We start from the raw sequence: 12,872 nt of genomic DNA, 5'->3' as shown, positions 1-12,872 counted from the left end.
CCCTGACGGTTGCCGACCATGTAAGATGCACTATCGCTTATTTCGTAATAGGGTTATGAAGCAATTAATTCTTTCGTCTTATTGACTACCCGAGCCTCGTCCTCTAATCGTTGGAAAGGAGGCGTAAACTCAAAAATTTTATCACTCAGCGTAGTTCGTGGCTATGCGATAAGAAAACTCTTAGACAAAAAAAGTATTTTAGACCAAATTATCCTAATACTCTTGGGATTGAATTCTGGATTTAGATTAAGTTTGCATGACGAAACCTTGTGCTGCTGATAACTATTGCTGGTTAGCATAGCTACACCGCGCAACTGTTTGCATGGTAACTATTTTGCGAGATGGATAGAGAAAAATCTGATATGTGCACTCTGCTAAGAATAAAGATAACAATATACGTAATATAACTTAATTTCCGTCCTCAAACAGGACCAATAAGATGAAAATAAGGATACAGTTGCGAGAAGAATTAGGTACAGTAAAAATTCAATGAAATCAAACGAGTTTTTTAATCCATGAGTAAAACCTACCATAATTGGTATTTTGATATTCGACAGAATTCCTGCGCAAGAAATTGTGTTTTGCTCTACTCGGAAATGTATTTACCAACCTTGTGTATTATTGACAATATCAACCACAAACAACTTTTTAACCCTACAGATAGCAAGCTTAATTTTATTGAGCGTAGCGCTTCCAGCATAATTTTTTGCACTTACCTTCCCTTCAGCCTTTCAGGTAATCTTGACTAAGACGCCAACAGGGACTGAACAATGAAAATCGTTAACGCAGAAGAAGAGCACATCCACGCCATACGCGATATCTACGCCCATCATGTTATTCACGGTACTGGCAGCTTTGAAACTGACCCGCCGGATACCCGCGAGATGCTGGCACGTCTGGAAAAAATCCGCAGTCTGGGACTGCCGTGGGTTGTTGCACTGCAGGAAGATAAGGTCATAGGGTATTGTTATCTCACTCGCTATCGCGAGCGATATGCCTACCGCTATACCCTCGAAGATTCGATTTACATTGACCCGACGGCACAGCGTCAGGGGGCGGGAAAAGCGTTGCTCCGCCATGTCATTGACTGGGCCGAAACGCACGGTTATCGGCAGTTGATCGCCATCGTCGGCGACAGCAATAATCAGGGATCGCTGAAGGTCCATCAACAGGCCGGATTTACGCAAATCGGCACGCTAAAGAACATTGGCTTTAAACATGGACTCTGGCTTGATACGGTATTACTGCAACGCAACCTGGGCGCAGGCGACAGCACCCTACCAGCAGATTCCGGTGCCGCTATTTAACACTACTTAGGGATGACTTCAGGATACTGCCCTCTGGTAACCCACAGCTAAATTTGTGTGACCCAAGCGCATAGTAATGCCTCCTGTCATCCGGCCAATATGTCGTACATTCAGACCAACAGAATAACAATCCCGGCATAACGTAGTTATTATTTAATTCTCAAATAGTTAAGCCTGTTAGAACGAAAAAAGCACCCGAACGTTAATGAACGGATGCTTTAAAAATACACTCACTCAGTTTTACTTAGCGGGCGGTCCCACCTGATGCGTCATAAGCATCGTAGGACTGACGTCTTTTCAGCCCGAAGTTGATTCATCCCTACGCGTGATGTTTCGCCAAATCCCTCCCGAAAGTCTCAGGTTTTCCGGATCGCTTTTCAGGATTTGAGTAACACATTTAAGGTAATTGTCCTTCCAGCGAGCAATGAAAGAAGACTGGCTTTCGAATCTATGCGGAGAGACCATTTTCTCCAGCACAAAATGGATGCGCCCGTCTCGCCAAACCGGAACACCAAATACGGTTGGCAAGTGCATTTTCCAGGCAAGGCGAGAGCAAAAGGAAGAGTAGGTAATCTGCTGACCGAAAAAGTCGATAGTCGGCGCACTCAAATTCAGCGCACCGTCTATCGCCACCACAAGCGACTGCCCACTATGTAAGGTCTGCATGCATGCCCTGACCACGTCCGCTTCGCTTTTATCGCTAACCGAAATCAATCGCTCACCGTAGCCCCCTTTGAGCACGCCAGGAGTGGAAGCCACCCATTTGCTGTTCATCTCCAGCAAAGACAGGATCATCGGCCCGGCATACATTGCGCCCAGATGAGCCGAGACAATAATGCAGCCACGCTGATCGAGCTGCAGCCCTCGGAAAAACTGCTCAACATGCGATATATCGGCCAATCGGTACATGGGTTCGTCGGCCTGCTCTCCTCGGCATTCAAGCCAGTCGAGGAGAAAATTATCTGCAAGATAGCCCCACTTCGCTCGGCGCTCCCATTCATGGCGCTCGATACCTGACTGTTTGCCGGCAATTTCCCATGCCCAGTCAAGGCGCTCATGCGGCAGGTTAACGGCGGATATTTTCCCATCAAGCGCCAACAGCCCCTCCTCGAATGACTGAGGCAGATGATCTCCCCTGGCCCGAACATAGTGTGCAAAAACGTTTTCCGCTTCGCTTGTTTTCCCCGCCTGTAACAACGCCGCCGCGGCATAACGGTTCCATTTGCTCGTAACCCCTTTTTCCTTTGCCAGTTGTACAAATTGATCGCTGGCAGCAGCGTATTGCCCCACCTGACGCAGCGCTCGAGCATACATTGCTCTGACATAATGAAGTTCAGGATGACAAGCGAGCGACTGTTGCAGCAACGGAATGGCTTTCTCGTTCTGACCCGTTCTGATTAAGGCATCGGTATACAGGGTCACGATACGCAAATTATCAGGGGTAAAACGTAGAGCATGACGCCAATGCTCAGCGGCCTGAAGCTTCACTTCCTGGCTGCGGCCGGATTGATAGCAGGCAAGCCCCAGGCTACGACGCAGCGCAGCGCCATCTAACCCACGGGCTAATGCGGATTCTCCAGTCTGAATGGCTTCCTGATATTTGCCAACAGCGCAGAGCGTATCAATCGCCAGACCCGCCGACTCCTGCTTTTCTAAAGCGAAGAAAGGGAGCAATGCGCAGGCCAGGTCATAATCGCCTGGTAGGGGGCTTTTATTTAAGAAACTGAGGCAGGTCGCAATCATATCTACCCGTGGGGGAACTTCCTGCGCCTGAATTCTGGCCAGCGAGATTGCCTGTTGCCCTTTATCCGCCAGAGTCAAGCTGCGCAAATGGAGCGCAAAAATTTTGCTGTTACCAGAAAAAACGAGCCGTGCCCGCTCGGTTAAATCAGCAACAGTCGTATATTGTTTACTTTTAAGCAGTGCGCTTGCGACCAGCAGAACATCATCCGGCTGGCACGCATTCACCGCCAGCAGTTTGTTAACCACCTGTAGTACAGTGTCCCGATGATGTGATGCCAGCGGCGAAATAACCCATCGTCGCAATAAATTACGACTATTCCTTGCCGTCAGCACACGGTCGGACAATAACGCCATCCCGGCATCTGTTTCATCTTTACGTAAACACGCAATGGCGAAGAGAATAATATTCTGCTCATTTCCGGCACTATCGAGCACTTTTTCAGGATGCTGAGCAAAATAGCGGTATAGCCCATCCCAATCCTCTTGTTTGAGCAGGGTGGTAGGCGATATTTTTTCACATGTAGAGAGCAAGCTCATCGTTTTTCCTTAATAAGCTTTATTCACGCATCCGCCTGATGGTTATCAGGAGCGAGGTCACCAGGTACGCGATACCCAGCAACACAAAGAACAGTAACCACTTTGTACCATCGGCATAGCGGGTGGTGTCCGACACCACCATTGGTTGAGAAATGATCAGCAAATACCGCCTCTCACGTAGCGCTTGCAGCTTCCCCTGCTGTAAGGTTTGTAACGCAGATTCCCAGCGTGTTTTAGCGATTTCACTCTGCAGGCGAAGATCTTCAAACAAAGACAAACTTTCTGAAGATCCCTGCGACCCTAACTTATTGGACAGACGGTTACGCTGCTCGCCGATCTGCTTTTCCAGGACCTTGATTTTGGCCGACAGTCTGGGAATAAGGGGGTTTTGATCCAAACCATTAGCCATTAATTGCGCATATTCCGCTTTCGCCTCCGCCAGTTGCGTTTCAAAACCTGCAATCAGTTGATAAATCGCGGTCACTGTTTCCTGTGGTTCAATATCTTTTTGTATATGCTGTATTTTTAGCAATTCAAGCCGAACCGCCCCCAGATTTTCCTGGGCCGATTTAACATCGTTCTCCAGCCATAATATCCGTTCCTGCTGCATCCGCGCTGAAACGGTATTAACGTGCTGTTCCGCAAAAGCCAAAATACGCTGGGCAAAAAACTCAGCCTGTTCCGCACTCCGTGCCTTCACGTTTAAACGCAGCATGCCCTGTTGAATATCAATAGCGACCGAGACTTTTGATAAATAGTAACGATAGGGATCATCATTAATTCCCAGCGGCGCGTGATAGCGAGAAAATAATGCGATATCATCTTGCGCAAAATAAGATAAAAAGCCGAGTTCTTTTTCCATTCGATCCATCATTTCTTTCGAAAGAATAAACTCGCGAACCTGAAAGCCTTCTGACATCTCATTACCTGCGCCAAAGAAAGCTGTTCCAGAAAAATTATCCTGGCTGGCATCAGTTTGCACAATAAAGGTGGCATCCGCGCTGTAAAAACGCGAGGTTAATAACCACGACATAAGCATAATAATCAGTAGCGGCAAAGCAATATAAAGAAAGAGTCGACGTAGCGATCGTTTGGCTTGCTGAACACGCCGTTCTTTAATAACCAATGATGCTCTACGGACAGAATCAGCATCCGTCGCAGACCAGACTGAGTCTGGTCGATTATGACTTATCGATTCTGCCATTTTTTCCTTCTGGCGAAGGGCGCATTCTTCTTTTTGTTGCAGTCGCGAGGCTCGGCTTTCTTCTGCTACCTTCGCCCTTCCTTCTTTCCATTTTTTAATACGTTCTGAATTTTCCACACGCTATCCGTATATTTTCTATTTAAATATCAAAAGAATAATCATCAGTTTGCATCATCGCCTGATTTAACTGATATTGTTCAAAAAGCGCAGACGCTTGGGCTAAATCTTCACACATGGTAATTTTCCCATGCAGCAGTACGCCAAAGGCATGGCAGTGTTCTTTAATAAGCCGGGGGTTGCGTGTTAGCACAATCAACCCTTTCTGCTTTAGCTCATGAGCTAGCGCCTCCTGCATACGCGATTGTGAGGCATTGTCCCCGGTATACAGCTTGTCATCGGCAATATAAAGACGGCAGGGAAGCAGTAAATTAATGGCAAATGCCAGATGCGCTTTCATCGTGACAGAGTATTCACTCACCCTGTCGGTATAGCGCTGTTCAAGCTGGGTCAATTGATAGCAAAAATGTGAAAACTCATCTCCATCCAGACCATAAAGACTGGCCATCATGCGCGCATTCTCTTCGCCGGTTAATCCGGGCAGAACAAAAGCATTTGCCCCCAGCGGAAGTGCATCACCCCGCAGCCCCAGAAAATCCCCTTCATCAGGAGCATCTATGCCGCACAGCACTCGAGTTAGCGTCGTTTTGCCTGAACCAGGAGCCGCCAGAATACCGATATGCTCATGGTAATCCATGACAAAATCTGTTTTATCAAGGACCACTCGCGGGCCTTTATCAGACTCAAAATAGCGTGTACAACCTAATAAACCGAACACGAACGCGTCTCTCCTGAAGCTAAAGTCAGTGATTTTTAGTGTCATAAACCCGGTGAAAAATGATGCCCGCGAGGAATAACGTTGCGGAAAATGCCAGAGGATAAAAAGGTTCAAGGTAAAAAGAGTGGTACCCTTCAAACATTCCTTCTCTGACTATCTCATTGACATGAAGAAGAGGATTCCAACTGAATATACTTAATAATGAATATGGCAATTCATTCGCAGTATAAAATACAGCTGAAATCAAAAACATAGGTCTTAACACCACAGGAACCGCTTTATAGACCAGCGAAAACCGTTCAGACAGAGCATCACAAAAGTAACCAAACGATAGCCCCAGCAGCCAGGCGATAACCATCCCTTCAAAAATAAGGATCGGTTTATGGGCTTCCCAACGGGAGAAGATAAGAAAGTTAATCAATGAAACAATAATATAAATGATAACCGCATTAACAAATTCGACTGCGGCGAGAGCAAAAATCACATATCGTTTTTTAACCTGAGAGACAACCGCCAGTGATGTAAAGAATGAACGAGTGCGCATGGTAGCAGTAATGGTGTAGCGAAATAACAGATACGGTAATATACCTGAAATAACAAAGCTGATATCGTCAGTAAATATTGGAACTGCACGATTCAAATATTGGAAGGAAATAACGGTAATGGTTATCCATACCAATGGCACGGCCAATACCATCATATAATTTAGCACATTACCATTATATCGCGTCTTGATGTCGCGCGACATGAGTAAAATAATCAACTCACAGATGGAAATGAGTTTTACAAAATAATAAGTATTATTTTTCAAAATATTCATATGGCGACATTATAAAGAATTAGAGCCACGGATCAAAAAGCTATCGAATGCGGCTTTTACCTTAGCGAAATCTGTCAAAGAGGCGTTAGAGATATAGATAATATCACCATCTTCCACTCGCATGGCCTGCGCTAAAAAAATTGAATCAGGTAGACCCATATTGACATGATAGATATTCAACTTACGCATTTGCTGCTTCGCTTGTTCTGCTTCATTATGCTTGTACAGAAACACTGATTGCGGATCGGCAAGATTGTCGTTTAATCCTTTAGCCAGCGCCAAGGCATCCACTACGCTGGAATGACGCTGAACCAGAGCATGTTTCCCCTGAACACCCGCCGCACCAAGAACATTCACATATTCGGTCACCTGGCGCAGAGTAATGCGATCATCCGGCTGTAAGACAATATCCAACGCTGGATACTGATAAATATCTGACAGGCGCGCATTAAAATAATGCTGCTGACGCGTCACGTGAACTTCCATCATATCTGCGCTGGTAGTTTCCATCGCCGCCGCCGTTGCCAAAAAATGACTTAGACGATTCATACTCTGTTCAAGAGGGTAACGCCCCGTTTTCCCACTGCCCTCGACGGTCACCATGGCCCCCGTGCGGGCAGTGAGCGTTACCAGTACCTGAGGGTTCAGGACAACGCGCGAAAGCCGCTTTCTGACCTCTTCAGCCAGTTGCGTCACATCCATGCCGGTAACAGGAATTGTCCCAGCATAAGGCACCTGAACAATATTACTGTCAGTCACAAGAATATTTTCAAAATCCGCCCGGTCGCCGCTCGCGTTATTGGACAAATACCCCGCGCCGCCCGAGGATAAAATAGTGATATGCAGCACATCACCTTTAGCCAAAGATGTCCAGTGCCAGTTATTTTCGGCAAAGACCGGATCGACAATAGTTTTCGTCGCATTATCGGCATCACTCAGTTTTAATTCTGGCGTGACTTCGACCAGACGATAATGAGGATCATCCTGATTAATCAAGCTGGACTTAAATCCCGCTCTGGGAATAGTGCATCCTGAGAGCAGAATAAATGTCATTAATACAATAATAATTTTTTTCATAACTTATTATATAAATCAAAAAATTGAAAAAATGCCGTCCAAAAATTAACGTGGCTGAGAGGCAATGGTCTGTACAAACGTTTCCACCATATGCTCCACGGTAAAACGCTCTTGTAAAAATGACTGCGTCTGTTCGCAAATACCGGTTCTGCTACGCCATAAATTGACCAACTGTTCTGCATAGCTACAAGCCTGGTCAAGATTGACCGTCTGTGCATCATCAAGAATAAAACCTGAAATACCCGCAATAAAGCATTCAGCCGATCCGCCTGCAGGAGTCGAAATCACTGGTACCCCGACCATTTGTGCTTCAATAAGCACATTGGGCAATCCCTCATAACGAGAGAACAAAATGAATAGGTTCATTTTTTGCAACCAATACCCCACGTCACGCGAGACGCCGACAAATAATATCCTCTCCAGAATCCCCAATTGCTCGGCGCGTTGCTGAGCTTCAACGCGCAAATCCCCATCGCCAACAAGCACAAAACGCGTGGCGGGATGGTGATGTAAATAGCGTGCTGCAAAATCAATCCAGGCGAGAGGATTCTTATCGCCTACAAAGCGGAAAACACCGCCAATAGTCGTGTCCGCATCCTGCGTTTTTTGCGTAAACTGCTGCCAGATTTTTTGTGGCACCTCAGAAGAAGGTTCGGTGGATGGCGGTAAGACGCCGTTATATACAACCTGGAAGTGCTGCGCATCCAACTGCAACCAGTCGGCATAATGCCGGGTCACACAATGGTTGTTACTCATAAAATCAACGCCAGGCACGACCGCCAGTGCCCGGTAGAGAGGCTCATATTCCGGCTTGAAAAGACGTTTTCTCACCACAGGCGGCAACCCGCGTAATCCTAGTTGAATTCTGGGTACGCCAGCAATCAGCGCTGCAAGCGCAATCATCAGACAAGCGCCATCCTGCCAGACGGAGAGATAGTCCGGCTTACGCTCGCATAAGTGGGGCACCAGATGCTTGATGCCATAGTTACACACTGGTGGGAGATGAGAGAGCAATAAGCGCAGTTCCGGAGATTCGATTGTCGCATCGTCAAAGAAGTTTCCGGTAATCTTTGCGATTTCCAGTACCTCAACCTGTTCCTCCAGCACTTCTTTTAGGAAAAAGTCTTGTCTGAGCTCCGGTGACAGGGAGCGAATAATAAGTTCCACCGGTTCTTCTACTTTTAGGCCGCCAATTTTCCCCTGTTGCCGGTATTTTCTGGCGATCTCGATAGCCAGCCTGGAAATCTGACGCTCTGCGCCACCGCTACCTAACGAGCCAGTACAGAGTGAAAGGCGACCGAAAGACCCGACAGGAAGCCGCCGCGTCTGACGATTTCGATATGACAAGATGGCATGCTTCATCGCAATAATACGGGTGTTGGTCCCCACAGGGATCGCTTCCCCTTCAAGGCGCTCGAGTAAATCGCAGATCTTATTTATTTTGCCTAAATAATTGTTATATTTTTTCTGAACGCCGCTGCTAACGTTTGTCAGAATCATCTGTGCATCTTTGGCTAGCCCAGCATTATATAAACGACGCGCATACTCATAACGAGCTTCGTCATTGTTTTGTGCAATCAGCGTTTCATAGAGCGCGTACGCACGCTCCGTTTCATTAAAATCATGAAGAAATTCTGCTTTTTTTAGCGTCGCTAATGAAGTTAAATCCTCGGCCGGTAATTCACTGTCAATTAACGCAATAGCTTGCGCAAGCTTCCTCTCTTTTTTCAATGCTGAAAGCGTGTTTCCTAGCGCCGCTAACTTTTCTTCCTGCGTTATCATTATGACTTCCCTGATGTATTCTTTTGTAATGCGGCTATGCAGGTCGTTACCTGCCTTGTCACCGAATCCGTTGGCCCGTTCACTTTCTCCAGTCGCTGCCAATACTGCAAAGCCTGCGAGTAGTCGCGCAAATGCATCGCATTTAATGCGGCATATTTCAAGGCGTAGGCATTTTCGCTATCAAAAACGAGTAATTTTTTCGCATAATCAAGATGTTCATAAGAAGCGATAGCGCTACCGCCATCCCTCAGAGAATCATTAAATAATCTGATAATTTGCTTATATTCACGCATCAGACGAGAAACATCAGGATCAATACGTTTCATGCTAATCAATAAAGACAATGCTTCATCCAGACGCCCTTCGCTTTTCTTCTGGCGGACACATTTAAGGGCTCTGGTAGCGACATTGCGACATTCTTTCTCGAACAAGTCGTTCATTGATGCATTCTGGAAGGATGGAGAAATGCTCATGACGTTAGCAATCAAATCTATGAGAAATGGGATATCGTTAATGTGACGTATGCTACGTAACATAATCGACTGCAGGCTGGTAATGTTCGAGTTACGAATCAAGGTCATGTGGGCCAGTGTGCACGCTTCTTTCCAGGCACCAAGATTCACCAACGTTCTTGCACAATATACGGTGCTAACAGGATCGAACTCCAGAAGCGGCCACACAATTTTTGCCCCTGCCAGGATATTTTCATAATCCTCGCGCTCATACATTTCTCTTAATTTATCGCGCCATGCCGCTTTAACTTCATTATTAAAGCGAGAAATACGTGCGTGGGGATAAACCATAAATGCAGAGTAGCTGTACACCAGCGAAGTACTCAGTGAGACAAAATCTTCAACCGAATGTAGCGACAGCGCAGTATTGTTCCATGCCTCAAAAACATCGTGGAGTTTATCTTTATACGAGGTGCTAAGCGCCTGTTGATAGTTCATATTCTTGATGCAGAAAGCCGTTCGGATTACGAGGCCGGTATCATGAATTGTCGACAACACCGTCAGCGCAAATTCTGACTCATGGCGGAGTAACTGCTCGAGCGTCTGCATGAAAATCAATTCATCCCTGAATTTGACTGCCAATGATAGCGCTGTCTCCATAAACGCATCATTTAAACACTGCGATTGAATGCCGGCCTGGAAAGCGTCGGAAAATGCGTTGCCACCATTGAAATATTGTGTGCTACTCAGGAAACTAACCCATCCGCTTTGGGTTACAGGATTCAATAACAGTACACGTTTCCAGTATTGATATGACTTGTCAAATAGCTGTAAAGCATCGGCTGAGCTGGCGGCAACGGTAAGTACTTCTTCATCTTCAATCTCATTAGAAAGCATCATCTCGGCCGTCGATAAAGATTCCTGCCAACGCGCTAATCCATGTAGAGACCTCAGCCGGCAACGTAAGGTACTGTCAGTCGTACCGATAATTTTCTCAACATCACTAATATCCTGATAAGCCTGTTCATAATAACCTAAGCGACTAAAAATTACGGATCGAAGTTGAATCAGAACGGGCTCTTTCTGTTGATGTCTTAATGCGGCAAAAAGTTGCTGTGACGCGGCAATAATGTCGCCATCCGCAAGGTGCTTCGTGATCGATAAGGTAAGTTCACGTATTTGGTCTTGTTTCTCTTGCCGCCCCTCATCAAGATGATGATTAGTACTGTTGATCACATTCTTAAAAATGGTCGCAACGATAGCATCACCAAACATGTCGGTATAATGAGTAAGATCGTCGCCATTTTTTTCCAACGCACGTTTTTGCCCCCATTTTTCCATCAAATTTGTTGGATTAACGCAGGGAATACCCATCCTTGCGGCGATGGTGTCGACATTTTTAATCAACCGACTGCGGGACTGAATGACAGTTCCTGCACGAGTGACAGCATCAATATGGGTCATAAACATAACGCGATCGCGACCGAGAAGCTGAACGATTTCCTGCATATCCTGTTCGATAGCATGCTCATCCATCTGCTCGACATTGATACTGCTTAATAAGGCACGATCGCTTTCCGACATTCCTGCAAAACAGGGATCGTCTTTGAGATAGGCCAGTAGTTTGTGCTGATTTCCTTGCGACGCTAGCGACCAGTAGGCGCGTGCTCGCTCTGTTTGGCTAAAAAACTCATAGAAATGACGAGTTAAATAATTTATTTGTAAGCAGAATCCATAGGCCATAATCTTCTTCTGACTCGAAATTTCAACGATATAGAAATCAGAAGGACTATGAATATCGGTGTTTAAATAACTTACAGCAGGTCTAAAAATAAATGGTCGGACCTGAGCTGGAATGTCTATCAAGCCTAGAAAAAAACGAATTTGCTGTAATGCCTCACTGCTCGTATGCGTAAACCCGTAAATTTTCTTAAAGTTAGCCTGAAAATTAAAATAAGGCTGAGCTCGTTTTACTGGACTCACAATACGGCAACTACCAATTGCTGTAAGCGTAAACATCCCTGACGATTTCATTAAATTCATCCACGTAAAAAGGAAATGAGCAGTTATACTCAGGAATACAAGATAGTTTGCTTGTCAATATACCATTTTAGAGTTTGTTTCAGTCCTTCTTTGATATCAAACTCTGGCTCATACGAAAGCAATTTTTTTATTCTGGTTATATCAGCCTGGCTATGCTTAACGTCACCGTCACGAAAATCCTTATAAATTGGCTCAGCACTATTTTGCTCATCCCGCCATAAATTTAATCCATCGCGAATAAGATAATAAAGCTCATTAAGTGACGTTCTATCTCCGACAGCCACATTATAGACTTTATTTTTTGAGGCTAAGTTATTAGTCGTTGCTGATAATAGATTGGCCTGAATTACATTCTCTATATAGCAAAAATCACGGCTCGTTGTACCATCGCCATTGATATAAATCGGTTCATCTTTAAGTAGCGATAGTATCCAACGTGGAATGACTGCAGAGTATGCGCCGTTAGGATTTTGGCGGCGGCCAAAGACATTAAAGTAACGTAAGCCAATAGCGTTAAAATCATAACTACGTGCAAACACATCAGCATATAATTCATTGACGTATTTTGTTACTGCATACGGGCTTAATGGTCGGCCGATCCGTTCCTCTATTTTAGGTAAATCGGGATGGTCGCCATAAGTGCTGCTGCTTGCTGCATAGGTGAAACCAGATACATGTGCATCTCTCGCCGCCGTCAACATATTTAAAAAACCATCAATGTTAGCACTATTTGTCGTGATAGGATCCTGTAAAGAACGTGGTACGCTTCCCAGAGCAGCCTGATGTAAAACGTAATCGACGTTCTCACAAACAGCCCGGCAATCGGCAAACGATCGAATATCCCCATGAATAAAGGTAAACCGGGACCATTGTTCTTCACTGACAGCGGCGCGCACGTCCTCTAAGTTATGCTGATAGCCAGTTGAAAAATTATCCAACCCAATTACCGTTTGATTTAAAAAGAGCAGTTCTTCCAATAACCCTGAGCCGATGAAACCGGCTACGCCAGTAATAAGCCAACGTTTTGGTTCAAGAACAAGTTGTATTTTTAATTCATCATAAGCTGTCATGA

At 45.5% G+C, this 12,872-nt stretch carries 9 protein-coding genes; 1 reads left to right on the top strand and 8 read right to left on the bottom strand.

Translation table 11 applies throughout. The features are described from left to right. Positions 1–770 precede the first annotated feature (770 nt). Positions 771–1,307, top strand: a complete 537-nt coding sequence (locus OGV77_RS13110; protein ID WP_075145667.1) for a GNAT family N-acetyltransferase — start codon at positions 771–773, stop codon at positions 1,305–1,307. Positions 1,308–1,604: 297 nt separating this feature from the next. Here OGV77_RS13110 and vexE read toward each other — a convergent pair whose 3' ends face one another. Genes vexE through tviC form a run of 8 tightly spaced genes read right to left on the bottom strand, consistent with a single transcriptional unit; the run spans position 1,605 to position 12,870 of the window. Continuing rightward, a complete protein-coding gene (gene vexE / locus OGV77_RS13105) occupies positions 1,605–3,587 on the bottom strand; it encodes a Vi polysaccharide transport protein VexE (protein ID WP_087051225.1) in 1,983 nt (660 codons plus the stop codon). Between the two features lie 19 nt (positions 3,588–3,606). Beyond that, entirely contained in the window at positions 3,607–4,908 is a 1,302-nt protein-coding gene (gene vexD, locus OGV77_RS13100; protein ID WP_043017467.1) for a Vi polysaccharide ABC transporter inner membrane protein VexD, read from the bottom strand. Positions 4,909–4,930: 22 nt separating this feature from the next. After that, complete coding sequence (gene vexC / locus OGV77_RS13095; RefSeq protein ID WP_043017468.1) at positions 4,931–5,626, bottom strand: Vi polysaccharide ABC transporter ATP-binding protein VexC; 696 nt, start codon at positions 5,624–5,626, stop codon at positions 4,931–4,933. A 25-nt stretch (positions 5,627–5,651) separates the two neighbouring features. After that, positions 5,652–6,446, bottom strand: coding sequence for a Vi polysaccharide ABC transporter inner membrane protein VexB (gene vexB, locus OGV77_RS13090; RefSeq protein ID WP_087051224.1), 795 nt, complete (start codon positions 6,444–6,446; stop codon positions 5,652–5,654). Positions 6,447–6,455: 9 nt separating this feature from the next. Then, positions 6,456–7,523, bottom strand: a complete 1,068-nt coding sequence (gene vexA, locus OGV77_RS13085) for a Vi polysaccharide ABC transporter protein VexA (protein WP_087051223.1) — start codon at positions 7,521–7,523, stop codon at positions 6,456–6,458. A gap of 45 nt (positions 7,524–7,568) precedes the next feature. Next, positions 7,569–9,305, bottom strand: a complete 1,737-nt coding sequence (gene tviE, locus OGV77_RS13080) for a Vi polysaccharide biosynthesis glycosyltransferase TviE (protein WP_075145664.1) — start codon at positions 9,303–9,305, stop codon at positions 7,569–7,571. Next, positions 9,305–11,800 carry a Vi polysaccharide biosynthesis protein TviD gene (tviD, locus tag OGV77_RS13075; RefSeq protein ID WP_087051222.1) on the bottom strand — a complete coding sequence of 832 codons (2,496 nt, stop codon included), beginning with the start codon at positions 11,798–11,800 and terminating at the stop codon, positions 9,305–9,307. The genes tviE and tviD overlap by 1 nt, the downstream gene beginning before the upstream one ends. A gap of 29 nt (positions 11,801–11,829) precedes the next feature. Then, positions 11,830–12,870, bottom strand: a complete 1,041-nt coding sequence (tviC, locus tag OGV77_RS13070) for a Vi polysaccharide biosynthesis UDP-N-acetylglucosaminuronic acid C-4 epimerase TviC (RefSeq protein WP_087051221.1) — start codon at positions 12,868–12,870, stop codon at positions 11,830–11,832. Positions 12,871–12,872: the final 2 nt, after the last annotated feature.

Source organism: Citrobacter sp. Ce129 (genome assembly GCF_030334545.1).
GTDB classification, from domain to species: domain Bacteria; phylum Pseudomonadota; class Gammaproteobacteria; order Enterobacterales; family Enterobacteriaceae; genus Citrobacter; species Citrobacter europaeus.
The sequence above is the reverse complement of the archived record's forward strand: the minus strand, read 5'-3'. Positions and strand labels throughout refer to the sequence as shown.